This window comes from Pseudomonas sp. rhizo66, from assembly GCF_031931925.1.
Classification (GTDB): Bacteria; Pseudomonadota; Gammaproteobacteria; order Pseudomonadales; family Pseudomonadaceae; genus Aquipseudomonas.
The window spans coordinates 65,511-90,961 of the sequence record NZ_JAUJWZ010000017.1 but is presented as its reverse complement, the minus strand read 5'-3'; the positions used below and the strand labels follow the sequence as shown (position 1 = coordinate 90,961).

Below are 25,451 nucleotides of genomic sequence, written 5' to 3'. Positions count from 1 at the left end.
ACGACTGTCCGGGTATCTCGGGCAGCATCCTAATGACGTAAAACAGAAAACTGGAAGTGTTTGATATGGATATCGCTGTGGATGCAATTTATGCCGATGTGTGTGGTTCGGCACCGGTCTCGACGGGTGTGAGCAACATGCTCCAGGCACTGTTCTCGAACCGCCAGTGTGCCAATCCCAATGCCAACCATGCCCTCGGTGTGCAGTTGCTGGAAAGGGTCGAGCGGGCAAGAGGCAGTGTCGCTCGCCTGTTGAATGTCGACACGCAATGCCTGATTTTCAATAGCGGTTCCAGCGAAGGTTGCGCGCAGGTCTTTCATGATTTTTTCGAGCGCTACAAGCACGAGCGGCCGGTGGTGCTTTACTCGGCCATTGAGCACGCCTGTACGCTGCAAAATATCAAGCGTTATTGCCTGGAAGGTCTGCACGCCATCGCCGTCGGTCATGACACAAACGGGTTGCTCGACCTCGAGCAGCTGCAGCGATTATTGATTGCCCATGCCGGGCGACCGACGCTGGTCTGCGTCATGGCCGTGCATAACGAAACAGGGGTGATTCAACCCCTGGAAGCCATCGCCGGACTGGTCAAGGCGCAGGGCGGGTTGCTGTTTTCCGACATGACCCAGGCGATCGGCAAAATCCCTGTGGATCTACAGGCATCCGGCGTCGACTTCGCCATTGCCTCGGGACACAAGTTCGGCGCACTGCCCGGCGCGGGGTTTCTGTATGCGCGCAATCGTTATGACTTATCGCCGTTGATTGCAGGCGGTGGCCAGGAGGGCGGGCTGCGCGGTGGCACGCAGAATTACCCCGGGATTCTGTCAATCGAAACGGCTTTGCAAGAAAAGCACCTCAAGTATTCGCAAGGGAATGGCGAGGTGCAGCTCGCGAGGGAGTGGTTTGAAGGCAAGCTGCAAGGCTTGCTCGATGAAGTGGTTGTGATCGGACAGCAAGCGCCACGAGTGCCCTGCGTCAGCTTCGTCGCACTGCCGGGGATCAACACGAAAAAACTGCAGTGGGCATTGAACAACCAGGCGATCTACATCACGGGTGGATCAGCCTGTTCGGACAAGAAAAACAACCTGTCCAATACCGTCACGCAACTGGGCTACCCTGAGCGGATCGCCGCGAGCACCGTGCGAATTTCCATTGCCGAGGAACAGTGTCAGGTTGCCTACGAACGAATTTTCGCCGGCATCGCTCAGGCCTTGAATTTACCGCAGAGCGCAACGGCAGCACGGCTAGAGGAGCATGTTTCGTGAGAGTGGTGACGTCCGGTTCGGCTTACCTGGACATTGATGCCTACGCCTGCTGCATTGCGTATGCCGAACTGCTGAACTGCCTGGGCGTGGCGGCCCGGGCGGTCAGCGGTGCGCCGCTCAATGCCAGCATTCCCCAGCGACTCAAGGTTAATGGCGACTCGCTCGACGATTACCTGCCGACGGCAATGGATGAGTTTGTTCTGGTGGATGTCTCGGACTATCACCATTTCGACCCGCTGGTGGTGCTCGATCGGGTGGTGGAGATCATCGACCATCATCCCGGTTACGAGGATTACTGGGCGCAGAGACTTGGCTCTGCCGCCGATATCCGGCCGATCGGTGCTGCCGCCACACAGGTCGTGCAGCGTTGGGACCGGGCTGACTTGTTGCCGAAAATAAGTCAGCAAAGCGCTGCGCTGTTGGCCACGGCGATACTCGACAACACCTTGAACTTCACCGGGCAAATGACCACGGCGCAGGATGTGCAGGCGTATGCGCTGCTCGCGCGGCTGGCGAATTTGTCGGCAGACTGGCCAGAGCAGTATTTCATCGAGTGCCAGGCTGCCGTCGAATCTGATGTTGCCGTCGCTTTGGCCGCCGATCTGAAACAGATGGCGCCCGAATCCGGTCTGCCGCAGATATTCGCGCAAATGACCGTGTGGGATGCCGACAACTTGCTGCAAAGGCATCGCTCAACGATCAATCGCTGGATGGCAGAGCAGGGCGATGACTGGCTGCTGAATGTGATCAGTATTCGCGACCGCAAAAGCTGTTTTCTAGCGCCAGCCGAGGTTAGCCAGGCAAAGCTCAATCATTTGTTGCCACTCGACTGGCAGGCCGGGCTGGCCGTTCGCGCGCCGTCAATGCTGCGCAAGGAATTGTTGAAATTGGGCCTTGACGCTACCAGTCACTGCGCGCCAAACACCATCGTCCAGTAAACCCCTTCATCACTGCGCGCCTCACTGGCAAACCCGGCACCGACCTGGGTAAACATCGGGTTCATCAGGTTGGCGCAATGCCCGGGGCTGGCCAGCCATCCGGCCATGGCCTTGCCCGGTGAACTTTGCCCGGCGGCGATGTTTTCGCCGATTTGCCGACCACGGTAGCCCGCCGCACGGGCACGATCGGCCGGCAGGTCGCCGTCCGGATCGCGGTGGGCGAAGTAGTTACCGTAAGCCATGGCTTTGCTGTGCCCCTGTGCGGCGGCGCCTAGCGCTGCGTTCCAGCTCAATGGCCGGGCGGCGGCGAAGCGCTGGCGTCCGCACATCCGTGGTCGCGCGCGTGCGGCGTTGACCTCGGCCAGCAGCGCTTTGCCGACGCTGCGGTTATCGCCGACGCGGCGGTCGAGCACCGGTTGCGCCAACACCACTTGCCATTCATTGCGCGAACGACTGACGCCGATGTCGGCGTAGCTCGCATCCAGCAGGGCGGCGCAGTGATCGTTTTGCAGCAGGTCGAAGGCTTCTTCGGCGTCTTCGGCACCGACCACGCGAATACTGCGCACCGCGACGGCTGAATACCCTGATGACTTCAACGCCTCGCGCATGCCCCCGGCGTAGCGGTAACCGATCGGCAAGGCCAGGTTCGACTTCAGCGCCAACGGCGCCAGGCGCTGCGCCGGGCGTCGATCACAGCGCTGCGGATGGGCGCGATAGTCGTTGATGGCGGCCACCAGTTGTCGCTCCGCACCGGCATGGGCGGTTTCAGCGAACAGCGGCGAAAGGATCAGCAGGCACAGCGAAACGAAGCGAGACGAACGGACGGCGTGGCGCATGAGACGGACAGCTCTGAAGGAAAACAGCGCAAAAGTTGAGTGAACCGCAGAAAGCGGCGCGGGTAGGACTGGGCTTTTTGGACTTGGTTCAAGGGGCGGGGAGGGGTTTTATTGTGGGACGACGACTTGCTGTCAGTTTCAGGGAAATGGGCGGTGGCTGATCAGGCCTAATCGCTGGCAAGCCAGCTCCCACAGTTTTTGCGCTGAACACGATTTGTGTGAACGACTCCGTACCCTGTGGGAGCTGGCTTGCCAGCGATGGGGACGGTTCAGCCAATACAAAAAGACACAGGCAGACCACTATCACCGATTCAACACATCCCCCATCCACTGCAAATACTGCGCACGGTCCGAGATCGAGTTATGCCCCGAATCCGGTACCACCCGGAGCTCCGCCAAACCCTGCGGGAAATTCTCCAGCAAACGCTGCGTGCTGGCGCGGGGAATCACCTCGTCGTCGCTTGCCGCCAGTAACAACGTCGGCACGCGGATATGCGCGGCGTACTTGCCGGATTCGAAGCGGTCCTTGAGCAACCACTGCACCGGCACCCACGGATACTGGCGTGCCGCGATTTCTTCGAGGCTGTTGTAAGGCGTCACCAGAATCAATTGCTGCACCGGCCGCTGACTGGCCAGACGCACGGCCACGCCGGAACCGAGACTGCGCCCGACCACCGCAATCTGCGGATGGCTGGCGTAGACCTGATCAAACAGCGCCAGCGCATCCTCGGCAATCGCCGCCTCGGACGGTGAGCCGCCGCTGCCACCGAAGCCGCGGTAGTTGAGCAAATACACCGCGTAACCGGGAAACGCCTCGGCAAACTCCGGCAGATTGCGCGACACGTCCTCGGCATTGCCGCCGAAGTAGATCAGTGCCCGTGGCCCGACGCGCTCGCGGGTGACCACTGATATCTGCGCGTCCGGCATCGACAGAGTCAGTTGTGAGTCGCTGCCGCTGACAGCATTGGGCTGCGGAAAATAGATCAGCGAGCGCTGAAAAAAGAACAGCGCCGCACACAGCACCAGGTACACGGCAACGATCAATGCGACGAGTGACATCAGGGTTCGGGACATTCGGCTACTTTTAACGGTGTGTGAAGGATGGCTGTCGCAGTGTAGTCCAGCCCTGCAACCGGGCCGCACACCCACACAACCGGCAACAGATCCACGCAGCAGGGGAACCAGCATGCGCCACACTGAGGGTTACTCCCGTCGCCGATTGCTCACGCTGGCTGCCGGGGTTTCGGCGGTCTTCACCTTTGATCGGGCGTTGGCCACAACCACCACGTCCGCGACCACCGGAGGCCAAACCATGCAGACCCGCGCCATCCCCTCCAGCGCCGAGTCGCTGCCCATCGTCGGCCTGGGCACCTATCGCGGTTTCGACGTCGGCCCCGGCGACCCGGCCTACCGGCAATTGCCGGCGGTGCTCGATGAGCTGTTCACCAAGGGCGGCACGCTGATCGACAGCTCACCGATGTACGGCCGCGCCGAACAAACCACCGGTGAACTGCTGTCGATCCACGAACCGCGTTCGCCGGCGTTTCTGGCCACCAAAGTGTGGACGCGCGGGCGCGAGGAGGGCATCGCGCAGATGGAGCAGTCGTTCAGCCTGCTGCGCACCGAGCGCATCGACCTGATGCAGATCCACAACCTGCTCGACTGGCAGACCCACCTGCCGACCCTGCGCGAATGGAAAGCGCAGGGGCGCATCCGTTACATCGGCATCACCCATTACACGCCCTCGGCCTATGAGGAAGTCGAAGCGGTGCTGAAGGCCGAACCAGTGGATTTCCTGCAAATCAATTACGCCCTTGATGATCGAGGCGCAGAGAAACGTATTCTGCCGCTGTGTCGTGAGCGCGGCGTCGCGGTGATCTGCAATCGGCCTTTTGGTGGGGGAGGCTTGCTTGCTCGACTCAAAGGCAAACCGCTGCCAGGCTGGGTGTCGGATGTGCAGGTCAACAGTTGGCCACAATTGGCGTTGAAGTTTGTGCTCTCGCATTCGGCGGTGACTTGCGTGATCCCGGGCACCGGTAATCCGCGTTACATGGCTGATAACGCCAGGGCCGGGTTCGGTCCGATGCTCACCGATGCGCAGCGGCATCAGTTGATTGCGTTGGCAGATTGAGCGAGCCGTGATCTTCCGTTTGCTTCTATGGCTGAGGGTTTTAATTTCCAAATGGTCTTTGAAACTGTCAGATCTGACAGTTGGAGGGGGTTTGTCAGCACGTAATCATGATGACACCTACTTCGCTCAGGAAGAATCATCATGGATGTGCTAAGCCGTCGATTGGCCTGTTTTACCGGAGTTTGCCTCGTGTTCATTCTGTTTGCTGCCTAAGCGCTTGATGAAAAATATGTGTGTATGGGACCGCAGCGTGGACAGTTTGCAACCGTGACTGCGAATTCTGTGAAAGAGGCGTCGACGTTAACCAAGGCGTTTTGGGGTGCTGCGGGTTGTTATAAAAAATGACAAGCCCTCAACCGCGATAGCGCAACGCCTCCAGCAACAACGCAAACGCCGGCGCAGCCTGGCGTCGGCTCGGGTAGTAGAGGTGATAACCGGCAAACGCCGGGCACCAGTCTTCCAGCACTTGCTGCAAACGGCCGTCGGCCAGATACGGCGCGACGATGTTCTCCGGGATGTAGCTCAGGCCGAAACCGTCCAGCGCCGCGTCGAGCAACGGGTAGACGCCGTTCAGGGTGACCTGCCCGGACACCCGCACTTTCAGGCTTTCGCCATCCTTCTCGAACTCCCAACTGTACAAACCGCCGTTGGTGGGCAGGCGCAGATTGTTGCAGGCGTGGTCGGTCAGGTCGCGTGGCGTTTGCGGCGGGGGGCGTTTGGCGAAATAGGCGGGTGAGCCAACCACCGCCATGCGCATGTCGGGGCCGATACGGGTGGCGATCATGCCTTGCGCGACGTCTTCGCCCAGACGCACACCCGCGTCGAAACCCTGGCCGGCGATGTCGACGAAACCATAATCGCAGCTCACCTCGACGCTGATATCCGGGTATTTCGGCAAAAAGTCCTTGAGCACCGGGCGCAGCAGCCAGTCCAGCGAATGATCGGTGGCGTTGAGGCGGATCTTGCCTGCCGGGGTGTCGCGCAGGTTGCTCAGGGCGGCGAGCTCCAGTTCGATTTCTTCGAAGCGCGGGCCGATGGTGTGCAACAGGTGTTCGCCGGCCTCGGTGGGCGAGACGCTGCGAGTCGTGCGGGTCAGCAGGCGCAAGCCCAAACGCGCTTCAAGCGCGCGAATCGTGTGACTGAGCGCCGATTGCGAAACGCCGAGTTTGGCCGCCGCTTTGGTGAAACTGCGCTCGCGGGCTACGGCGAGGAAGGCGAGCAGGTCGGTGGCGTTTTCCCGAAGCATTGATGAGTGTCCTGCATAAGTTTTTTCGAATTCTAGTCGATTATCTGAATAGTTCGGATGGGTAAAGTTGTGGCATTGATTATCTGGAGGAATTGCCATGAACCCGATTGCCGCTTCTGCGTTGACCCTTTCCCTGTTGGCGGGTGAGGTGCAGGCCAATGACAATCCGCGCGTGACCGTGACACCGAATGGTTCGCAACCTTCGGCCAGAGGCCCGGCAGATTGGTTCACTGGCACTGTGCGGGTCGATGCGCCGTTCAAAGGCTCCGACGCGGCACGAGTCAGTGGCGCGACGGTGACGTTTGAGCCGGGCGCGCGCACCGCGTGGCATACGCATCCGTTGGGGCAGACCTTGATCGTCACGGCCGGTTCCGGTTTTGTGCAGGAGTGGGGGCAGCCGGTTCGTGAAATTCGTCCTGGCGATACGGTGTGGATCGCGCCGGGGACCAAGCATTGGCACGGGGCGGCGCCCGGCACGGCGATGACGCATATCGCGATTGCTGAAGTGTTGGATGGCAAAGTAGTGGACTGGATGGAGCAGGTGAATGATGAGCAGTATCCGCTAGCGGACTGAAAGCTGTCAGGTAGCGCACCAGCACCCCATGCTAGTGCGCGACCTGATTTCCCCTCACCCCAGCCCTCTCCCAGAGGGAGAGGGAGCCGACCGAGGTGTCTTGTGTCATACATCGACCGGAGAGACCGAGTCGATTATGGGTTCACAGCAAACGCGACCCATCGACCTGAAAATGCTCTATCGATTATGGATTCACAGCAGGACGTGATCCGTCGACCTGAAAGTGCTGTATCGATTATGGATTCACAGCAAGACGTTCAAGTCGGTGTAACTCCCGAATATCCCCGGATCGGTTCCCTCTCCCTTTGGGAGAGGGCTAGGGTGAGGGGCTCTTTTCAGGCGTTTAGATCATCTCCGGCAGTGAAGAGAGGATTTTATCGAGGGTAATCGGATACTCCCGCACCCTAGCCCCGGTGGCGTTGTAGATCGCATTCGCCACCGCCGCACTGACCCCGCAAATCCCCAACTCACCAACCCCCTTGGCCTTCATCGGCGAAGACACCGGATCGGTCTCATCAAGGAAAATCACTTCCTGATGCGGAATGTCGGCATGCACCGGCACCTCATATCCGGCCAGGTCATGGTTGACGAAAAACCCAAGTTTCTTGTCCACCGCCAACTCTTCCATCAACGCTGCACCGACGCCCATGGTCATCGCTCCGATCACCTGGCTGCGCGCCGAAGTCGGGTTGAGAATCCGTCCCGCCGCACACACCGCGAGCATGCGGCGCACGCGTACTTCACCGGTGGCAGCATCGACGGCAACTTCGACGAAATGCGCGCCGAAGGTTGACTGCTGATACTTCTCGGCCAGATCACCGAACTCGATGCTGTCCTCGCCGACCAGTGCGCCGCCTTCAGCCGCATTGCGCAACGGCACGCTCTTGCTGCCGACGCGTACCTGACCGTCGATGAACTCGGCCTGATCCGCCGCCAGCCCCAGTTTGCTCGCCACCGCTTCGCGCAGTTTTACGCACGCGGCATAGACGCCAGAGGTCGAGCAGTTGCCGCCGAACTGGCCGCCGGAGCCGGCCGACACCGGGAAGTCCGAATCACCCAGACGCACCACCACCGCGTCGAGGCCAACGCCCATCATCTCGGCGGCAGTCTGCGCGAGGATCGTATAGCTGCCGGTGCCGATATCGGTCATGTCGGTTTCCACAACAATCTTGCCGTCCCGCTCCAGGCGTACGCGGGCGCCGGACTTGACCAGCAGGTTGTTGCGAAACGCTGCCGCCACGCCCATGCCGATCAGCCAGCGGCCTTCACGACGGCTGCCCGGTTGAGCCTTGCGCTGATCCCAGCCGAATTTCTCGGCGCCTGTCTGCAGGCACTTGATCAATTGGCGCTGGGAAAATGGCCGCTCGGTTTTGACCGGATCGACTTGCGTATCGTTGACAATGCGGAACTGCACCGGGTCCATCTTCAATTGCTCGGCCATCTCGTCCATGGCGATTTCCAGCACCATCAACCCCGGCGCTTCTCCCGGCGCGCGCATGGAGTTGCCCTCGGGCAAATCGAGCGGCGCGAGGCGCATGCTCACGCGACGGTTTTCGGCGGCGTACAGCAACTGGCTCGGTTGTGCGGCGAGTTCGACCTTGCCGTCGGCAAGGTTGCCCGACCAGCCTTCGTGGGCGATGGCGCTGAGCTTGCCGTCGGCTGTGGCGCCCATGCGGATGCGCTGAATCGTCGCCGGACGGTGTGTGGTGTTGTTGGCCATCTGCGGGCGGGCGAGGGCCACTTTCACTGGTCGGCCAGCCATGCGCGCACCGAGGGCGGCGAGTATAACGTCGGCGCGGATGAACAGCTTGCCGCCGAAACCGCCACCGATATACGGCGAGACCAGACGTACATTTTCCTTCGGTAGACCGAGGGTTTTCGCAATGTCACCGACACTCCAGGCGACCATCTGATTGGAGGTCCACACGGTCAGTTGATCACCTTTCCACGCCGCCAGGGTCGCGTGGGGTTCCATCATCGCGTGGGACTGGTCCGGGGTGGTGTACGTCTGATCGAACTGCACCGGAGCGGCGGCGAAGGCTTTGTCGAAGTCACCGTGATTGACGTCGGGCAACTCATCTTTTGGCTCGACGCCCAGCGCTTTCACGCTGGCCAGATCGAACTTGCCTTCGACGGTTTCGTAATCGACCTTGACCCGTTGCGCGGCGGCGCGGGCCTGCTCGAACGTCTCCGCAACGACCAGCGCGACGGCCTGCTGATAATGCTGGACGTCGGGACCGGCGAGCAGGTGAGCGGCGTTGTACTGACCCTTGTCGAGCTTGCCGGCGTTTTCGGCGGTAACAATCGCCAGCACGCCCGGCGCGGCTTTCGCCTCGTCCAGATGAATGGCTTTGATCCGCCCCTTGGCGATGGCCGCATCGACCATGAAACCGTAAGCCTGATTGGCGGCCGCTTCATGTTGCTCGTAGGCATACGTGGCCTGGCCGCTGGTTTTCAACGGCCCTTCGATGCGTTCGGTGGGTTGGCCGACGACCTTCAACTGGTCGATCGGATTGGTGGTGGCGGGCGTGTCGAATTTCATGCGATTTCCCTCGCTTGCGCCAACACCGAGCCAAGCGTGCGCTCGACCAGGGTCAGTTTGAACTGGTTGTCTTGGGTCGGCGTGGCACCGTCGAGCAGGCGTTCGCTGACGGCTTTGGCACCTTTTGGCAGCAGCGCTTCGGCGGCTTCAATCCGCCACGGCTTCGGCGCGATGCCGCCAACGGCAACGCGACCGCTGCCGTCCTTTTGCAGGATCAGACCGACCGAGACCAAGGCAAATGCGTAGGACGAGCGATCACGCACCTTGTGATAAACGTGGGTGCCGCCGACGGGCGCGGGCAGTGTCACTGAGGTAATGAACTCGCCGGGCGTGAGGCTGGTTTCGATGTTTGGCGTGGTGCCGGGCAACTGGTGAAAGTCGGCCATGGCGATGCTGCGGGTGCTGCCGTCGGGTTTCACCGTTTCAATCTGCGCATCGAGGGCACGCATGGCAATCGCCATGTCACTCGGGTGCGTGGCGATGCAGCTGTCGCTGACGCCGATGATGCCCAGTTGCCGGGTGACGCCACCGATGGCCGCGCAGCCGCTGCCGGGATTGCGTTTGTTGCAGGCCTGGTGGGTGTCGTAGAAGTACGGGCAGCGCGTGCGTTGCAGCAGGTTGCCGGCAGTGGTCGCCATGTTGCGCAACTGCCCGGACGCTCCGGCGAGCAGGGCGCGGGAGAGCAGAGCGTAGTCCTTGCGGACGCGCGCATCGGCCGCCAGATCGGTGTTGCGCACCAAGGCGCCGATGCGCAAACCGCCCTCGGGCGTGGCTTCGATCTGATCCAGGCCGAGGTGATTGACATCGATCAGGTGCAGCGGAGTTTCGATGTCGAGTTTCATCAAGTCCAGCAGGTTGGTGCCACCTGCAATGAAGCGTGCGCCTTCGACCTGTGCGGCCTGCGCAGCGGCAGCGGCGGGGGAATCGGCGCGGCTGTAGTTGAAGGCTCTCATGCCGGTACCTCCGCGACTTCAGTGATGGCTTCGATGATGTTCGAGTAGGCCCCACAGCGGCAGATATTGCCGCTCATGCGTTCCTGAAACTCTCTGGCGATCAACTGCGGCGGCTCGGTGAGGCTCTCACTGACGTGGCTGGGGATGCCGTCGCGGATTTCCTTGATCACTGACACCGCCGAGCAAATCTGCCCCGGTGTGCAATAGCCGCACTGATAGCCGTCATGCTTGATGAACGCGGCCTGCATCGGGTGCAGATTGTCGGGCATGCCGAGGCCTTCGATGGTGGTGATCTCGCTGCCTTCGTGCATCACCGCCAAGGTCAGGCAAGCGTTGATCCGGCGGCCATCGGCGATCACCGTGCAGGCGCCGCACTGGCCGTGGTCGCAACCTTTTTTACTGCCGGTCAGGTGCAGGTGCTCGCGCAAGGCATCGAGCAGGGTGGTGCGGGTGTCGACGTCAAGCGCACGCGGCTTGCCGTTGACGTTGATCGTCACTTTGCTCATGGCCGGTTGCTCCAGATTGGCCGCGTAGGCCTTGAGGCTGATAAACGGCGGCATCGCGAAGGCGGTGGCGGTCACGGCGCCGAGGATCAGAAATCCGCGTCGGGAAATCGTCATGGTTCGATTCCTTTTCTCTCTTCATCAGGGCAGCAGGGGCGTGGATGGCCCAAACGGGCAGCCAGCGTCATCGCCGGTCTCGTTAAGGAATGACTGCCGGAGAGAGGAAAAGGTTTTGTCGGATTTGCGCTATAGAGTTATGCGTGTGGCTCATTAATCTTTTATGCGACACGGAACCCCTGCAGGCGTGAGCCTGCTCGCGATGGCGCCTAGTCGGTCAACATGAGTGTTGAATGACAGGGCCCCATCGCTGGCAAGCCAGCTCCCACAGGTTCCCATTGTGTGAATGAAATCGCGTTTACAGCATGAGTCCCTGTGGGAGCTGGCTTGCCAGCGATGGGGCCAGATCATCCTGCCTCAATGCCCGCCGACCACCATCGAGGTAAACGGCGCCACATACGCCTGCAACGTCACCAGCCCACCGACCAGGATCGCCAGCACGATCGAGTGGAAGAACACGTAGCGCAAAATCTCGCCCTCATGCCCGTACCAGCGGGTCGCGGTGGAGGCGACCACGATCGATTGTGCATCGACCATTTTGCCCATCACCCCGCCGGAACTGTTCGCCGCCGCCATCAGTACCGGACTGATCCCGAGCTGTTCCGACGTGACCCGCTGCAAGCCGCCAAACAGCACGTTCGACGCGGTATCGGAACCGGTCAGCGCAACACCCAGCCAACCGAGCAACGTGCCAAACATCGGGTAGAAAATCCCTGTTGCGGCAAACGCCAGGCCCATGGTCGCGTCGAGTCCGGAGTAGCGCGTGAGAAACCCCAGGGCCAGCATCGCCGCAATGGTGATCAGCGAAAACCGCACCACCCATAACGTGCGCAGGTATTGCTTGATCAGTTGCGGAATCGAATAGCCCATCAGCAAGCCACCGACGATCGCCGCCAGCAAAATCCCGCTGCCGGTGGCGGTCAGCCAAGTGAATTTGTACACCGCTTCTTCCGCTTTCGGTGCCGCGACCACCGGCGGCACTTTTTCGATTTGCAGGTGCAAAGTGGTAAAAGTCACGGCCGGGGCGAAGACCGGGTTGGCTTCGCGCAGCGGCTTGCCCTGCGGGTCGAGCTTGGCCGAGTGGGTTACCGGATCAATGGCGGGGCGGGTGTCGAACATATTCTTGAAGCCCTGAGTACCCCAGGCAAACACGAACACGGTGAGGATGATCCATGGCATCCACGCACGCATCACCGCGGGCCGTGCCTGATCGCTGAATGCGGCGCTGGCGGTGACTGTTTCTTCCTCGACTTTGGAGTTGTCGACTCGCCCCGAAAGCGCTGCCGAGGTGTGAATGGTTGCCGGTTTCCACACCTTCAGGAACAGCGTCAGGCAGGCCATGGAAATCAGCGCGGCGATCACGTCCACCAGCATCGGCCCATGATAGTTCGACACCAGAAACTGCGGCACGGCAAAACTCACCCCAGCCACCAGAATCGCCGGCCAGATCTCCAGCATCTTGCGCCACCCGGCGAAGGCCCAGATCAGCCAGAACGGCACCAGTACCGAGAAGAATGGCAGTTGCCGACCGACCATCATCGACAGCTCCATCTCATCCAGCCCGGTGACTTTGGCCAGGGTGATGATCGGCGTGCCCAGTGCGCCGAACGCTACCGGCGCGGTGTTGGCGATCAGCGCCAGACCGGACGCGGCCAACGGCGAAAACCCCAGCCCGATCAGGATCGCTCCGGTTACCGCTACCGGCGTGCCGAACCCTGCCGCACCTTCGAAAAACGCACCAAAGCAAAAGGCGATCAGCAGCAACTGCAAGCGGCGGTCATCGGTGATCCGCGCAAGGGAATCCTGCAGCACTTTGAACGAGCCGTTTTCGGTGGTCAGGCGATGCAGAAAGATGATGTTGAGGACGATCCAGCCGATCGGCAGCAAGCCATTCGCTGCGCCGAACAGCGCGGCGGAACCGGCCATGCTCGCCGGCATGCCAAAGGCAAAAATCGAGATCAGCAGGGCGGACGCCAGCGCCAGCAGCGCCGCCAAGTGCGCCTTGACGTGGAAGAACGCCAGCGCCGCAAGCATCACCACCACCGGTACGGCGGCCATGAGCGTGGAGATCACCGGATTGCCGAACGGGTCATAGATTTGCTGCCAGACCATGGTTCACCTCTGCTTGTTGTTATTGAGGGCGCAGATCCATTGCGTCGGGCTAGGTTGCAAGGAGTATAGGGGGCATTTCGCCGCCGCTCGGGCTGCGCGGGCGGGGCGACAAACGGTCGATAGTGGCCACTGAATCAACGACGTTTTGCCCGGTCGTATTTGCGGCTGCGCGCACCGCGTCCTGAAGGGGCGGGCAGCGTGGCCGATTCCGTCGTCAAGACCTTGGTTTTAGGGAAGTGTTGAATGAAGCGCGCAACAACGATGCTGCTGACCGTGACCGCCGCCGTATTACTCGGCGGCTGTGTCGCGGATTTTGATGATGACCACCGCCATGGCCGGCATTACGACCGCGATCATGGCCGCTATTACGACCACGATCGGCGCTGGGATGATCGCGATGACCGCCGCGATGGGCGTCGCTACTACCGTGATCGGGATGATGATTGACCGAGTTCTGCGCGCTCGATCAGCAGAACAGTCGCGCAGACATGAGGAGATGGACGCAATGATGGCAATTCAGTAGCATCGCCGTTTTTTTGCCCCTTCCCCCCAAGGATGATCATGTCTGTTGCTTCTCGGTTGCGTCGTTTCCCCGTTGTTTTCGGTGCCGCTCTGTCAGCTCTGCTTTTGTCAGGCTGCACCCAGATGGGCACTTATCAGGATGCGGTTGAACCTGATGCTGCCAAGCTGCGCTTTGTCGCCAGCACCGATAATGCGTCGGTGGATTACTACGATGCAGAGCATTGCGATGGCCAGACCACGGGCTTGCTCAACAACCTGTTCATCGTCGATAGCACACGCCGGGTCGGCATGAGTGTTGCGCCACCGGAGAAAGCCAAGAGCTATCTGGAAATCAAGCTGCCGCCTGAAAAGGACATTTACCTGAAGGTCAACACCCAGGTCGGTTACGCCGTCTGCGGGTCCGGTTTCAGCTTCAAGCCTCAGCGCGGTAGCGAATATGAGCTGACCTTCGACCTCAAGGGCCGTCAGTGTTCGACGCTGATGCAGCGCGTGCAGCGCATCGATGGCAAGGACGTGCGCACGCCGATCCCGATGAAGCGCGAGGGGCTGGCGGCCTGTGCCGGGCGCAACCCGATCTTTCCCAAGCCGCCAGTGCTGCTGCCGGATACGCCGGAGCGGACGGTCATGATCGACCGCATCGTCAATGGCAGCCTTTTCGTGGTGTTGAAGTCCGACGCGAAGACGCGGGCCACGACGACGTTTACGCCGGAAAAACTCGATTCGCTGGTCAGCGAGCGCAAGGCGAAAATGGGCTTTGAACTGCCAGACGATTATTGGGCGCTGTACCGTCAGAATCTGGACGCGTTCAACATTGAGGGTTCCGCGATTGCCGACGAGGCGATCACCCGTTCCAGCGACGAGTACCGCAAGCGTCTGCGCAGTATCGACGACAAGCGCTTGAAAGAATGGTCGGCCGTCGACGGTACTTCTGGCAAGCGTGGCAATGCGGTGCAGTCCGACATGGAAACCGGCATGATCACGTACTACTTCCAATCGTCCAAGGAAGTCATGAGAGAAGCTGTCATACGCCACCTCGACCGCATGGCCAGTATGGATAAGCAGTACAACGTCTGCTCGCGTTACGCCGAGTGCTGGAAGCGCTGAACAGCGCAACCCTGATGTGAAAAAGCCCACTGCGCCGATACGGCCAGTGGGCTTTTTTGTGCGTGTTGCAATTAAAAACGAGCGCTCGCCCGGACGCTGGATCGCGCAGGCACGGAGGCCTCGATGTCCAGCAAATGGGTGGCGAGAATGTCGCTCAGAAAACGGAACTGATCGTTGATGCCGACCACTTCATTACTGAAGTGATTAGTGGCGGCGGGTATCAGCAGATCTTCGAAAGCTTCGTTGAACACCAGCGCCTGCGCCTTGTGCGACACGGCGTGCTGGTCGTAATAGTTGCTGCCGAACACCGGGAAACTCACGGAGAGTGTGACGTGGGTGTGAATCATGTTGTGAACTCCTCGTTGTGTTTCGGATGGCTTAATCGTGCCTTTCACGGACGGCGCGCGGAAGGCAATCGTGGCGATGGTGAATATCGATGGCAGTGATGGTTCGGGTTTTTGGGGTGATGCTGATGGCCTCATCGCTGGCAAGCCAGCTCCCACAGGTTCTGAGGTGATCACAAAATCTGCGGCCGCTGGAAATCCTTGTGGGAGCTGGCTTGCCAGCGATGAGGCCGGTACTTCCAACATCAGGCTCAATTGCCCCACCTATACTCAAACCTGCCTCCCACTCATCTCAAGGAAACCGCCACCGTGAACCCGCGTGCGCTGCTCGTCGCCGCACTGTTGTTGCTGGCCGGCTGCGCCACCTCGGCGCGGGCGCCGGTGGCAGCGCCGCAGGCGGTGTTTGTCTCGCCGCAGACCTGGCAGCAGATCGACCGGGAAATCGTCAGCGCTTCGCAGCAAGCCACCGAGCAAGTCAAAGTCTTTGCCCGTGGCTCGATGGAACATTGGCGCACTCGGGTCTATCAGCAAACTGAAGAAAATTTCATTCCATGGTTCAGCAGCTACTGGACACAGGAATGGCTATCGATGAAGGTCAGTTGGTACACGATCAATGCCGGCGGTGAGCAGGACGCGTCGGCCAAGCGCCTGGCGGCGTATCTGCTTGAGCAATATCAGGAAAGGGTGTTGGCGCCGGTCGCGGTGGAGATCGACCCGGATGCGATTCTGGGGCAGGCCACGGCGTTCTATGCGCAGTTGATGGCGCAGCAGATGCCGCTCATCGCCCAGCGCCATGGCGTGCCCGTTGGTCAGCTCAACGGGCGGTTGCAGAAAGTCCCCGCCATCGCACTGGGCCCGCCGCCAGCGCGGGATGCTTCGTTGTATCAAGTGATCAGCACGGAGCCGCTGAATACGCTGCCGGCGTACGCCGCGTTGATCGACAAGATCCACACTGACGGCGGCGCCAAGGGCATTGCCTCGACCGATGCCGGCATGGCTCCGGTGGCCAAACGCGCCAGTCAGCGGATGGAAGCGGAAATGGCCCCGCGCGGTGCCGCCAGTGCTGTTGCTGCCGCGGCAGGGAAACTGGCTGGTGGGCTGATCTCGGTCGGTGTCGCCGGCATCCGCGCGATCATTCAGGCCAATGACCGGCCCGACAGCGAAGCGTTGATCCGCAGCAGTCTGGGCGGCACCTTCGACAAGGCCTGGCTGAAACTGCTGCAGAACCCTACCACTGGCGTCATGGCCGGCACGCTGCACATCGCCGGGCAGGTCGAGCGCAATCTGGGTGGGGGCGATGAGCCGTCGGTCGGCTTGGGCGTGAATCCTGTCGAATGGCGGCCGCCGCAATCGACCAGTCAGCAGATCGAACCCAACGTGCAAGGAGAGTGATCATGGCTTACATCGATATTTTTGTCGCACCTGTGCCGAGCGCCAATCGCGAACAGTACAAAAAACACTGTGAGATTGCCGCCAGGTTGTTCAGGGAATACGGCGCACAGGACGTGGTTCAGTGCTGGGGCGATGACGTGCCGGAGGGCAAAGTCACGTCATTCCCGATGGCGGTCAAACTCAAGGAGGGTGAGACGGTATCGGCCGGCTGGCTGATCTGGCCAGACAAGGCCACTCGCGACGCCGGCATGGGCAAAATGATGGAAGATCCGCGCATGCAACCGGACGTCAACCCGATGGGTTTTGATGGCCAGCGGATGATCTTTGGCGGCTTCAAGAACATTCTTGAATCCTGAGGCCAACGCAAAATTTCTTGTAGGCTTTCGTCTACTCGCGATGGCGCCCGTACATTCAAAATCATCATTGCCTGACCTACCGCTATCGCTGGCAAGCCAGCTCCCACAGGTTTTGTGTGAAGCCAGCAATGGTGGGCGTACCGCACGACCCTGTGGGAGCTGGCTTGCCAGCGATGGCGTCTGCACATTCAACACCTCATTGGCAGACCTGCCGCTATCGTGAGCAGGCGAAGGCCTACAGGTACTGTGTTCACTCGGTTGAGGGGGTGATGCGGCAACTTTTGCGGGTGCGGATCTGCTCGTCAGTCGGGCGTTCCCGGACGAATTCGAAGCGCGGCTCACCCTCGCTGTAATGCACCAGCCAGCCCCATTCCAGCTCGCTTTCATCCTGCCCGGGATTCGGTGGCCGGGCCCACCACGGTTCTTTGCTGAGGATCTCGCGCATGACGGCCTCCGGTTAATGGCAATCCTTGAACTATAGCTTCCTGTCACGAGTCGTCAGATCAGGCTGTGTACAATCCGGCGGATCACGATGAACAGGGGAGCAGGGCCGTGACCTTAGAAGCTAAGCGACTGTTTTTCGCCCTCGATTGTCCACCGGCGCAGCGCAAGGCCATTGCGCAATGGCGCGCCGGGCTGGGTTTGCGAACCGGTAAACCGGTGCCGGCGGACAATTTTCATCTGACGCTGTTGTTTCTCGGCGCGGTGCCATTGGCGCAGATCAATGAAGTCTGCGAGGCCGCCGGCCAAGTGCGCACACCGGGTGAACCGCTGAAGATTGCACTGGATCGCCTGCAGGTCTTGCATCGCGCGGGGGTGTTGTCGCTCGCACCCGAGCAGGCACCGCCGGGGTTGCTGCGGCTGGTCTACGCGTTGGAACAGGCAATGTTGCCGTTCGGCTTCGATGAGACAACCCGCGAGTTTCGTCCGCATCTGACCCTGGCCCGAGACTACCGTGGGCCCGAGCCGGAATCCGCCACACCGCCGGAATTTTTCCTGCGGGCCGAGCGCTTTGCCTTGTTCGAATCGCACAAGGGCCGTTATCGGGTTTTGCAAGACTGGCCGCTGATCTGAGGCACAAAAAAAGGCGCCCGAGGGCGCCTGAAATTCACCTGAACCGAGGAAGCCAGGTGAGGCCGTTCATTGCAGGGTGCAGCGGTGGTAAGGCGCTGCGTGAACGGGAAATTTTTCAGCACTGCATTGCTTTACTGTGGGAGCGAGCCTGCTCGCGAAGGCGTCGGCAGATCCAACATTTCCATCGCCTGTCCTACCGCTTTCGCGAGCAGGCTCGCTCCCACATTTTTGATCTCCGGTGTTTTTACTTACCGAGTTTCACCCGGGTCCAGCCACGGGTCATGATCCGCTGGGTGGCAATCGGCTGATCCGGTACCGCATACAACGTTGCCATCACCGCTTGCGACGGGTACGAACCCGGGTCGTTGCGGATCGCTTCATCCACCAGCGGCGTGGCCGCCGCGTTGGCATTGCTGTAGCCATTGCTGTTGGTGATCTCGGCAATGATGTCCGGGCGCATCAGGAAGTCCATGAACAGGTAAGCGTTCTCGACATTGGCGGCATCGCGCGGGATGGCGACCATGTCGTAGAAGCTGCCGGCGCCTTCCTTGGGAATGCTGTAGTCGATCACTACGTTGTTGCCCGATTCCACTGCGCGGGCCTTGGCCTGCAGCACGTCGCCGGAGTAACCGACCGCCACGCAGATGTTGCCGTTGGCCAAGTCAGAGATGTATTTCGAGGAGTGGAAGTACGCCACGTTCGGGCGGATCTTCATGAACAGCGCCTCGGCTTCCTTGATGTGCGCGGTGTCCTTGTCGTTCACCGGGTAGCCCAGGTAGTGCAGGGCAGCCGGGATCATTTCGGTTGGCGAGTCGAGGAAACTGATGCCGCAGGCTTTCAGTTTTTCGGCGTTTTCCGGCTTGAACAGCAAGTCCCAGGAGTTGGTCGGGGCGTTGGCGCCGAGCACTTCCTTGACCTTGGCCGGGTTGAAGCCGATGCCGATCGAGCCCCACATGTACGGGAACGCGTGGGCGTTGTCCGGATCACTGGCGGCGGCGTTTTTCAGCAGCACCGGGTTGAGATTCTTCCAGTTCGGCAGCTTCGATTTGTCCAGCGTCTGATAGACGCCGGCCTTGATCTGCTTGGCCAGGAAACTGTTCGACGGCACGACCAGGTCGTAGCCGGATTTGCCCGCCAGCAAACGCGCCTCAAGGGTTTCGTTGCTGTCGAAGACGTCGTAGGTCACGCGGATGCCGGTCTCGTCTTCGAACTTCTTGACGGTGTCCGGCGCGATGTAATCGGACCAGTTGTAAACACGCAGCACCTTGTCGTTGGCCTGGGCGCCCATGACCATTGCGCCCATTAAGGACAGTGTCAGCAGAGTCCTGCCAAACATTTTCATCGGTACAACTCCATTCTTTTTATTCACATTACCTAAAGCCCCCTCACCCAGACCCTCTCCCAGAGGGAGAGGGGACTGACCGAGGGGCTGACTACATGTTTGTAGGAGCTGTCGAGTGAAACGAGGCTGCGATCTTTTGATCTTTCACATCAAGATCAGAAGATCGCAGCGTGCCGCAGCTCCTACAGGTCAAGCGGTGGCGGTTTGTTGCGGTTGCTGCCACGACTCGTTCGCCGTTTGATCCATCGCTTCCTGAATCGCTTTTTTGCGGTTGGCCTCTGCCTTGCGGCCGAAGTACCAGACCAGGAACGTCACCAACGACACCGCCAGCAGAATCAGGCTGGCCACGGCGTTGATCTCGGGCTTCACGCCCAGACGCACTGCCGAGAACACTTCCATTGGCAGGGTGGTGGACCCTGGGCCGGACACGAAGCTGGCCAACACCAGGTCATCCAGCGACAAGGCAAACGACATCATCCCGCCTGCCGCCAGCGACGGCGCGATCATCGGAATGGTGATCAGGAAAAACACCTTGAACGGCTTCGCGCCGAGATCCATCGCCGCTTCTTCGATCGACAGATCCAGTTCACGCAAGCGCGCGGAGACTACCACCGCGACATAAGCGGCACAAAACGTGGTGTGGGCGATCCAGATCGTGACGATGCCACGTTCCTGCGGCCAGCCGATCAGTTGCGCCATGGCCACGAACAGCAGCAACAGCGACAGACCGGTGATCACTTCAGGCATCACCAGCGGCGCGGTGACCAGACCACCGAACAGGGTGCGACCCTTGAAGCGTGTGACACGAGTCAGCACAAAAGCGGCGAGGGTGCCCAACGCGACAGCGGCAATCGCGGTGTAGCAGGCGATTTCCAGCGAGCGCACCACCGAGCCCATCAGTTGCGTGTTGTCGAGCAGGCCGACGTACCACTTCACCGACCAGCCGCCCCACACCGTCACCAGTTTGGAGGCGTTGAACGAGTAGATCACCAGAATCAGCATCGGCAGATAAATGAACATCAGGCCGAAGATCAACATGAACTTGGAAAAACCGAAGCGTTTCATCCCCGTGCCTCCATCTCTTTGGCCTGGCTGCGGTTGAACAGCAGAATCGGCACAATCAGGATCAACAGCATCACCACCGCCAGCGCAGACGCCACCGGCCAGTCGCGGTTATTGAAGAACTCTTGCCACAGCACGCGACCGATCATCAGCGTCTCCGGGCCACCCAGCAGTTCCGGAATCACGAACTCACCGACCACCGGAATGAACACCAGCATGCAGCCGGCGATGATGCCGTTCTTGGCCAGCGGCACGGTGATTTTCCAGAAGTTGTTGAAGTTGCTCGATCCCAGATCCTGCGCGGCTTCCAGCAGGCTGCCGTCGTGCTTGACGAGGTTGGCGTACAGCGGCAGCACCATGAACGGCAGGTAGGCGTAGACCACACCGATATACACGGCGGTGTTGGTGTTGAGGATCTCGATCGGGTGATCGGTCAGCCCCGTCCACATCAGAAACGCGTTGAGCAGACCGTTGTTGCTGAGGATGCCCATCCACGCATACACGCGGATCAGGATCGCGGTCCAGGTCGGCATCATGATCAACAGCAGCAGGACATTTTGCGTTTCCTTGCCAGTCTTGGTGATCGCGTAGGCCATCGGAAAACCGATCACCAGGCACATCAGCGTGCTCAGCGCCGCAACCTTCAGCGAACCGAGGTACGCTGACAGATACAGCTCGTCTTCGCCGAGCAGGGTGTAGTTGCCGATGTTCAGCAGCAGCTGGAATTTCTGTTCGGCATAGGTGTAGATCTCCGAGTACGGCGGGATCGACAGCGCAGCTTCCGAGAAGCTGATCTTCATCACCAGGAAGAACGGCAGCATGAAGAACAGGAACAGCCAGATGAACGGAATGCCGATCACCAGTTTTCGCCCGCTGGGCACCAGGCGCAGGAATTGCTGATTGAAGGTTTTCATGAGCGCAGTACCACGCCGCTGTCGTCTTCCCACCACACGTAGACCTTGTCGTCCCAGGTCGGGCGCGCGCCACGGCGTTCGGCGTTGGCCATGAACGACTGGACGATTTTGCCGCCGGGCAATTCGACGTAGAACACCGAGTGGCCGCCGAGGTAGGCAATGTCATGCACCTTGCCTTCGGACCAGTTGTAGCGGAACTCCGGTTGAGTGGTGCTGACGAGCATTTTTTCCGGACGGATCGCGTAGGTGACCGACTTGTCCTGTACCGAAGTGCTGACGCCGTGACCGACGTAGATCTTCTGCTGCAAGTCCGGGCTGTGGATGATCGCGTGACCTTCAAGGTCTTCCACCACGGTGCCGTCGAAGGCGTTCACGTTACCGATGAACTCGCAGACCATGCGGCTGACCGGTGCTTCATAGATGTCGACCGGGCTGCCGATTTGCGCGATCCAACCGAGGTGCATGATCGCGATGCGCTCGGCCATGGTCATGGCTTCTTCCTGGTCGTGGGTCACCATCACGCAGGTCACGCCGACGCGTTCGATGATCTGTACCAGCTCCAGTTGCATCTGCGAACGCAGCTTTTTATCCAGCGCGCCCATCGGTTCATCGAGCAGCAACAGCTTCGGACGCTTGGCCAGCGAGCGGGCGAGGGCGACGCGCTGACGCTGGCCGCCGGACAACTGGTGCGGGCGGCGTTTGGCGTATTGGGTCATGTGCACCAGGCGCAGCATTTCATCGACACGGGCATCGATTTCACTGGCCGGCAAACGGTCCTGCTTGAGGCCGAAGGCGATGTTCTGCGCAACGGTCATGTGTGGGAACAGCGCGTAGGACTGGAACATCATGTTGATCGGCCGCTCATACGGCGGCATGTCGGTGATGTCCACGCCGTCGAGCAAAATCCGCCCTTCGGTCGGGCGCTCGAAACCGGCGAGCATGCGCAGCAGGGTCGATTTGCCCGAACCGGAGCCACCGAGCAGGGCGAAGATTTCGCCCTGATGGATCTCCAGGGACACGTCGTCCACTGCCACGGTTTCGTCGAACTTCTTGGTGACACGATCGACTTTCACCAGAACCTTTTTCGGTTGCTGATGACCTTCAAGTGCCTTCCGGTAAGTGCTGGAGGCGTTTGCCATGTGAAACTCCCAACAGGTTTCGTTCGCCTGGCCAATGTGGCCTGGCTTAAGTGGATTGCAAGCCTGTAAGCGCTGCCCCGGTCGAATCGCCGCAATACCCTGTGGGAGCTGGCTTGCCAGCGATGGCGGTGGGTCACTCACCATTAATGTTGAAGGTGACGGCCTCATCGCTGGCAAGCCAGCTCCCACAGGGTTTTGCATTGTTCTGACAGGTATTGCACTTACCGATCCGGCTTGTTCGGCGCCGCCGTCCTGGCTGCCTGGGTCGTACTTGTTGTTATCACGGGTGTTGTTGTTCACGAATGACGGATGCGCGCAGGCACACCCGCCGTTCGAGGGGGCAGTAAATCGTTACGTGTTCTTTGCTTGAATCAGCGCTGGTTGCGTCGCGCCGCCCGCTGCCGACAAGCCTCGCCGAACGCCTGGAAAATCTTCAGGTAGTTCGGGTTATCGAGTACTTGCCATTCCGGGTGCCATTGCACGCCGAGGGCGAAGGTCGGACTGTGTTCGACCGAGACCGCCTCGATCAAGCCGTCCGGCGCCACCGCTTCGGCACGCAGGCCGGGGGCGAGGCGATCGATGCCCTGGCTGTGAATCGAGTTGACCTGGAACTCGCCGGGCAATCCCAGCGCCTCGAACACGCCGCCAGCAAGCACGGTCACCGCGTGAGCCGGCGCGTATTGCACGGCCACATCAGGGCTGTCGGCTTCACGGTGATCAAGCATGCCTGGCAGCTCATGCACCTTCTGATGCAGGCTGCCGCCGAACGCCACGTTCATTTCCTGGAAGCCCCGGCAAATGCCGAGCACCGGAACGCCCGCCGCGATGGCTGCACGTAATAAAGGAAGGGTGGTGGCATCCCGCGCCGGATCATGATCCGTGCCGGGTTCGCTGGCCGGGCCTTGATAGTGGAAAGGCTCCACGTTCGAGGGCGAGCCGGTCAGCAGCAGACCGTCGAGTTGACCGAGCAGGTCTTCGATTTCAGTCAGGTTGCCAAGGGAAGGGATGACCACTGGCAGCCCGTTGGCGCCAACGCTGACAGCACGTACGTACTTGTCGCCGCTGATGTGATAGGGGTGCAGGCCAATCTGTTTGACGCACGCAGTAACGCCGATCAATGGCTTGAATGCCATTTTTATTCACCTCGAAGTTTGACACTTGAACGAGCTTTTCCGGAGCTTAGCCTCGTTGATTTTAATTAACAACTGCCATGTAAAAAATTCTAAACGCCGTTCATCAAATCTTCATGGTTTGCGTGCGTCTGGCGCCTGTGTTGGCACGTGAGTGTTAAAAAAAGCCCGAAAAATAAAGCCTGAGCGGTCATGTGTTCGCTATTGACTTCACTTTGCCGTTCGGGTTGACTGGCTCGGCGAAACAGCAGTGAACATAATAATTAACAGCTAAATAGGTGCATCATGTCGGTCCCCCTGCGTACCGTTCAACTCAACGAAGCAAACGCATTCCTTAAGAAATATCCTGAGGTTTTGTACGTCGACCTTCTGATTGCGGATATGAACGGTGTGGTGCGCGGCAAGCGCATCGAACGCACCAGTCTTCATAAGGTTTACGAGAAAGGCATCAACCTGCCGGCCTCGCTTTTCGCGCTCGACATCAATGGCTCCACGGTGGAAAGCACCGGCCTGGGTCTGGACATCGGCGACGCTGACCGCATCTGCTACCCGATCCCCGGCACCCTGAGCATCGAGCCGTGGCAGAAGCGCCCCACCGCACAACTTCTAATGACCATGCACGAGATCGAAGGTGAGCCGTTCTTCGCCGACCCGCGTGAAGTGCTGGCCAACGTCGTACGCAAATTTGATGAGATGGGTCTGACGATCTGCGCGGCGTTTGAACTCGAGTTCTATCTGATCGACCAGGACAACGTGAACGGTCGTCCGCAGTCGCCACGTTCACCAGTGTCCGGCAAGCGTCCGGTGTCGACTCAGGTGTACCTGATCGACGACCTCGACGAATACGTCGATTGCCTGCAAGACATCCTCGAAGGCGCGAAAGAGCAGGGCATTCCGGCTGACGCGATCGTCAAGGAAAGCGCCCCGGCGCAGTTCGAAGTCAACCTGCATCACGTGTCCGACCCGATCAAGGCGTGCGACTACGCCGTCCTGCTCAAGCGTCTGGTGAAGAACATCGCCTACGACCACGAGATGGACACCACCTTCATGGCCAAGCCGTATCCGGGCCAGGCCGGCAACGGTCTGCACGTGCACATTTCGATCCTGGACAAAGAAGGCAACAACATCTTCGCCAGCGAGGATCCCGAGCAGAACGCCGCACTGCGACATGCGATCGGCGGTGTGCTGGAGACCCTGCCCGCGCAAATGGCTTTCCTCTGCCCGAACGTCAACTCGTACCGCCGCTTCGGCGCACAGTTCTACGTACCGAACTCGCCGAGCTGGGGCATCGACAACCGCACTGTTGCGGTGCGCGTACCGACCGGCTCGCCGGACGCCGTGCGCATCGAGCACCGCGTCGCCGGTGCCGATGCCAACCCGTACTTGCTGATGGCTTCCGTTCTGGCCGGTATTCACCACGGTCTGACCAATCAGATCGAACCGGGTGCCCCGGTGGAAGGCAACAGCTACGAGCAGAACGAACAGAGCCTGCCGAACAACCTGCGCGATGCACTGCGCGAACTGGACGACAGCGAAGTCATGGCCCGCTACATCGACCCGATGTACATCGACGTGTTTGTCGCGTGCAAGGAAAGCGAGCTGGCCGAGTTCGAGAACTCGATCTCTGACCTTGAGTACAACTGGTATCTGCATACGGTTTGATTGGCTGAGGCCCTCAAAAGCTGAAGAGCTCCTCACCCTAACCCTCTCCCGGAGGGAGAGGGGACTGACCGGGTTGTATCGATATATCCGGCGACCTGAACGATCCAGTCGATTATGGATTCGGCAAAGATTTTTCAGGTCGGCGGAGATTCTGAGCATCCCCGAATCGGTCCCCTCTACCCCCGGGAGAGGGCTA

At 60.2% G+C, this 25,451-nt stretch carries 24 protein-coding genes; 10 read left to right on the top strand and 14 right to left on the bottom strand.

Features of this window, described 5'->3' with window-relative positions; translation table 11 throughout:
* The first annotated feature begins 65 nt into the window (after positions 1-65).
* Both QZR14_RS20165 and QZR14_RS20160 read left to right on the top strand, forming a co-directional pair.
* Positions 66-1,262, top strand: a complete 1,197-nt coding sequence (locus tag QZR14_RS20165; protein ID WP_311997548.1) for a cysteine desulfurase family protein — start codon at positions 66-68, stop codon at positions 1,260-1,262.
* A complete protein-coding gene (locus QZR14_RS20160; protein WP_311997547.1) occupies positions 1,259-2,200 on the top strand; it encodes a DHH family phosphoesterase in 942 nt (313 codons plus the stop codon). The genes QZR14_RS20165 and QZR14_RS20160 overlap by 4 nt, the downstream gene beginning before the upstream one ends.
* On the opposite strand, the gene QZR14_RS20155 is transcribed toward QZR14_RS20160, so the two are convergent.
* Both QZR14_RS20155 and QZR14_RS20150 read right to left on the bottom strand, forming a co-directional pair.
* Positions 2,170-3,036: a CAP domain-containing protein gene (locus tag QZR14_RS20155; protein ID WP_311997546.1), complete on the bottom strand. Its 867-nt coding sequence runs from the start codon at positions 3,034-3,036 to the stop codon at positions 2,170-2,172. The genes QZR14_RS20160 and QZR14_RS20155 overlap by 31 nt on opposite strands.
* Positions 3,037-3,339: 303 nt before the next feature.
* Positions 3,340-4,110 carry an alpha/beta hydrolase gene (locus QZR14_RS20150; protein WP_311997545.1) on the bottom strand — a complete coding sequence of 257 codons (771 nt, stop codon included), beginning with the start codon at positions 4,108-4,110 and terminating at the stop codon, positions 3,340-3,342.
* Between the two features lie 112 nt (positions 4,111-4,222).
* Between QZR14_RS20150 and QZR14_RS20145 the strand changes: the two genes are divergently transcribed.
* The gene (locus QZR14_RS20145; protein WP_311997544.1) at positions 4,223-5,167 is read left to right on the top strand and encodes an aldo/keto reductase; all 945 of its coding nucleotides are present in this window, start codon (positions 4,223-4,225) and stop codon (positions 5,165-5,167) included.
* A gap of 352 nt (positions 5,168-5,519) precedes the next feature.
* Here the strand turns inward: QZR14_RS20145 and QZR14_RS20140 are convergent, their stop codons facing one another.
* Positions 5,520-6,413: a LysR family transcriptional regulator gene (locus QZR14_RS20140; RefSeq protein ID WP_311997543.1), complete on the bottom strand. Its 894-nt coding sequence runs from the start codon at positions 6,411-6,413 to the stop codon at positions 5,520-5,522.
* A 97-nt stretch (positions 6,414-6,510) separates the two neighbouring features.
* Here QZR14_RS20140 and QZR14_RS20135 point away from each other — a divergent pair, with 97 nt between their 5' ends.
* The gene (locus QZR14_RS20135) at positions 6,511-6,987 is read left to right on the top strand and encodes a (R)-mandelonitrile lyase (protein WP_311997542.1); all 477 of its coding nucleotides are present in this window, start codon (positions 6,511-6,513) and stop codon (positions 6,985-6,987) included.
* 343 nt (positions 6,988-7,330) lie between these two features.
* On the opposite strand, the gene paoC is transcribed toward QZR14_RS20135, so the two are convergent.
* From paoC to QZR14_RS20115, 4 genes are all read right to left on the bottom strand, one after another.
* Complete coding sequence (gene paoC / locus QZR14_RS20130; RefSeq protein ID WP_311997541.1) at positions 7,331-9,529, bottom strand: aldehyde oxidoreductase molybdenum-binding subunit PaoC; 2,199 nt, start codon at positions 9,527-9,529, stop codon at positions 7,331-7,333.
* Positions 9,526-10,482 (bottom strand): FAD binding domain-containing protein, encoded by a 957-nt coding sequence (locus QZR14_RS20125; protein WP_311997540.1) that lies wholly within the window; start codon positions 10,480-10,482, stop codon positions 9,526-9,528. Before QZR14_RS20125 ends, paoC begins: the two co-directional genes overlap by 4 nt.
* The gene (gene paoA / locus QZR14_RS20120; protein ID WP_311997539.1) at positions 10,479-11,102 is read right to left on the bottom strand and encodes an aldehyde dehydrogenase iron-sulfur subunit PaoA; all 624 of its coding nucleotides are present in this window, start codon (positions 11,100-11,102) and stop codon (positions 10,479-10,481) included. The genes QZR14_RS20125 and paoA overlap by 4 nt, the downstream gene beginning before the upstream one ends.
* A 357-nt stretch (positions 11,103-11,459) precedes the next feature.
* Positions 11,460-13,214, bottom strand: a complete 1,755-nt coding sequence (locus QZR14_RS20115) for an L-lactate permease (protein ID WP_311997538.1) — start codon at positions 13,212-13,214, stop codon at positions 11,460-11,462.
* A gap of 243 nt (positions 13,215-13,457) precedes the next feature.
* On the opposite strand from QZR14_RS20115, the gene QZR14_RS20110 reads away from it, so the two are divergent.
* Both QZR14_RS20110 and QZR14_RS20105 read left to right on the top strand, forming a co-directional pair.
* Entirely contained in the window at positions 13,458-13,661 is a 204-nt protein-coding gene (locus QZR14_RS20110) for a hypothetical protein (protein ID WP_250604424.1), read from the top strand.
* Positions 13,662-13,859: 198 nt separating this feature from the next.
* Positions 13,860-14,840 (top strand): hypothetical protein, encoded by a 981-nt coding sequence (locus QZR14_RS20105; protein WP_311997537.1) that lies wholly within the window; start codon positions 13,860-13,862, stop codon positions 14,838-14,840.
* 71 nt (positions 14,841-14,911) lie between these two features.
* On the opposite strand, the gene QZR14_RS20100 is transcribed toward QZR14_RS20105, so the two are convergent.
* On the bottom strand, positions 14,912-15,187 hold the full coding sequence (locus QZR14_RS20100) for a hypothetical protein (RefSeq protein WP_311997536.1): 276 nt from the start codon (positions 15,185-15,187) through the stop codon (positions 14,912-14,914).
* A 306-nt stretch (positions 15,188-15,493) separates the two neighbouring features.
* Here QZR14_RS20100 and QZR14_RS20095 point away from each other — a divergent pair, with 306 nt between their 5' ends.
* Positions 15,494-16,576, top strand: a complete 1,083-nt coding sequence (locus QZR14_RS20095; protein ID WP_311997535.1) for a hypothetical protein — start codon at positions 15,494-15,496, stop codon at positions 16,574-16,576.
* Between the two features lie 2 nt (positions 16,577-16,578).
* Entirely contained in the window at positions 16,579-16,932 is a 354-nt protein-coding gene (locus QZR14_RS20090) for a DUF1428 domain-containing protein (protein ID WP_311997534.1), read from the top strand.
* A 250-nt stretch (positions 16,933-17,182) separates the two neighbouring features.
* Here the strand turns inward: QZR14_RS20090 and QZR14_RS20085 are convergent, their stop codons facing one another.
* Complete coding sequence (locus QZR14_RS20085; RefSeq protein WP_250604435.1) at positions 17,183-17,377, bottom strand: hypothetical protein; 195 nt, start codon at positions 17,375-17,377, stop codon at positions 17,183-17,185.
* Positions 17,378-17,484: 107 nt separating this feature from the next.
* Here QZR14_RS20085 and thpR point away from each other — a divergent pair, with 107 nt between their 5' ends.
* A complete protein-coding gene (gene thpR, locus QZR14_RS20080; RefSeq protein WP_311997533.1) occupies positions 17,485-18,006 on the top strand; it encodes an RNA 2',3'-cyclic phosphodiesterase in 522 nt (173 codons plus the stop codon).
* 244 nt (positions 18,007-18,250) lie between these two features.
* Here thpR and QZR14_RS20075 read toward each other — a convergent pair whose 3' ends face one another.
* The 5 genes from QZR14_RS20075 to QZR14_RS20055 form a co-directional block, all read right to left on the bottom strand.
* A complete protein-coding gene (locus QZR14_RS20075; RefSeq protein ID WP_034155530.1) occupies positions 18,251-19,348 on the bottom strand; it encodes a polyamine ABC transporter substrate-binding protein in 1,098 nt (365 codons plus the stop codon).
* 189 nt (positions 19,349-19,537) lie between these two features.
* Complete coding sequence (locus tag QZR14_RS20070; RefSeq protein WP_250604439.1) at positions 19,538-20,413, bottom strand: ABC transporter permease subunit; 876 nt, start codon at positions 20,411-20,413, stop codon at positions 19,538-19,540.
* Positions 20,410-21,324, bottom strand: coding sequence for an ABC transporter permease subunit (locus QZR14_RS20065; protein WP_250604441.1), 915 nt, complete (start codon positions 21,322-21,324; stop codon positions 20,410-20,412). Before QZR14_RS20065 ends, QZR14_RS20070 begins: the two co-directional genes overlap by 4 nt.
* Entirely contained in the window at positions 21,321-22,463 is a 1,143-nt protein-coding gene (locus tag QZR14_RS20060; protein ID WP_007919249.1) for an ABC transporter ATP-binding protein, read from the bottom strand. Before QZR14_RS20060 ends, QZR14_RS20065 begins: the two co-directional genes overlap by 4 nt.
* 371 nt (positions 22,464-22,834) lie before the next feature.
* Positions 22,835-23,596 (bottom strand): gamma-glutamyl-gamma-aminobutyrate hydrolase family protein, encoded by a 762-nt coding sequence (locus QZR14_RS20055; protein WP_311997532.1) that lies wholly within the window; start codon positions 23,594-23,596, stop codon positions 22,835-22,837.
* Positions 23,597-23,878: 282 nt separating this feature from the next.
* Here QZR14_RS20055 and QZR14_RS20050 point away from each other — a divergent pair, with 282 nt between their 5' ends.
* Complete coding sequence (locus QZR14_RS20050) at positions 23,879-25,255, top strand: glutamine synthetase family protein (RefSeq protein ID WP_250604445.1); 1,377 nt, start codon at positions 23,879-23,881, stop codon at positions 25,253-25,255.
* Positions 25,256-25,451: the final 196 nt, after the last annotated feature.

Bases quoted from the DNA above. Each gene is read 5' to 3' on its own strand.
- QZR14_RS20070 (WP_250604439.1), bottom strand. From the start codon at position 20,413: ATGAAACGCTTCGGTTTTTCCAAGTTCATGTTGATCTTCGGCCTGATG.
- QZR14_RS20125 (WP_311997540.1), bottom strand. From the start codon at position 10,482: ATGAGAGCCTTCAACTACAGCCGCGCCGATTCCCCCGCCGCTGCCGCT.
- QZR14_RS20150 (WP_311997545.1), bottom strand. From the start codon at position 4,110: ATGTCCCGAACCCTGATGTCACTCGTCGCATTGATCGTTGCCGTGTAC.
- QZR14_RS20050 (WP_250604445.1), top strand. From the start codon at position 23,879: ATGTCGGTCCCCCTGCGTACCGTTCAACTCAACGAAGCAAACGCATTC.
- QZR14_RS20100 (WP_311997536.1), bottom strand. From the start codon at position 15,187: ATGATTCACACCCACGTCACACTCTCCGTGAGTTTCCCGGTGTTCGGC.
- QZR14_RS20060 (WP_007919249.1), bottom strand. From the start codon at position 22,463: ATGGCAAACGCCTCCAGCACTTACCGGAAGGCACTTGAAGGTCATCAG.
- QZR14_RS20155 (WP_311997546.1), bottom strand. From the start codon at position 3,036: ATGCGCCACGCCGTCCGTTCGTCTCGCTTCGTTTCGCTGTGCCTGCTG.
- paoC (WP_311997541.1), bottom strand. From the start codon at position 9,529: ATGAAATTCGACACGCCCGCCACCACCAATCCGATCGACCAGTTGAAG.
- QZR14_RS20140 (WP_311997543.1), bottom strand. From the start codon at position 6,413: ATGCTTCGGGAAAACGCCACCGACCTGCTCGCCTTCCTCGCCGTAGCC.
- QZR14_RS20110 (WP_250604424.1), top strand. From the start codon at position 13,458: ATGAAGCGCGCAACAACGATGCTGCTGACCGTGACCGCCGCCGTATTA.
- QZR14_RS20085 (WP_250604435.1), bottom strand. From the start codon at position 17,377: ATGCGCGAGATCCTCAGCAAAGAACCGTGGTGGGCCCGGCCACCGAAT.
- QZR14_RS20105 (WP_311997537.1), top strand. From the start codon at position 13,860: ATGGGCACTTATCAGGATGCGGTTGAACCTGATGCTGCCAAGCTGCGC.
- QZR14_RS20115 (WP_311997538.1), bottom strand. From the start codon at position 13,214: ATGGTCTGGCAGCAAATCTATGACCCGTTCGGCAATCCGGTGATCTCC.
- QZR14_RS20055 (WP_311997532.1), bottom strand. From the start codon at position 23,596: ATGGCATTCAAGCCATTGATCGGCGTTACTGCGTGCGTCAAACAGATT.
- paoA (WP_311997539.1), bottom strand. From the start codon at position 11,102: ATGACGATTTCCCGACGCGGATTTCTGATCCTCGGCGCCGTGACCGCC.
- QZR14_RS20145 (WP_311997544.1), top strand. From the start codon at position 4,223: ATGCGCCACACTGAGGGTTACTCCCGTCGCCGATTGCTCACGCTGGCT.
- QZR14_RS20075 (WP_034155530.1), bottom strand. From the start codon at position 19,348: ATGAAAATGTTTGGCAGGACTCTGCTGACACTGTCCTTAATGGGCGCA.
- QZR14_RS20090 (WP_311997534.1), top strand. From the start codon at position 16,579: ATGGCTTACATCGATATTTTTGTCGCACCTGTGCCGAGCGCCAATCGC.
- QZR14_RS20165 (WP_311997548.1), top strand. From the start codon at position 66: ATGGATATCGCTGTGGATGCAATTTATGCCGATGTGTGTGGTTCGGCA.
- QZR14_RS20065 (WP_250604441.1), bottom strand. From the start codon at position 21,324: ATGAAAACCTTCAATCAGCAATTCCTGCGCCTGGTGCCCAGCGGGCGA.
- QZR14_RS20135 (WP_311997542.1), top strand. From the start codon at position 6,511: ATGAACCCGATTGCCGCTTCTGCGTTGACCCTTTCCCTGTTGGCGGGT.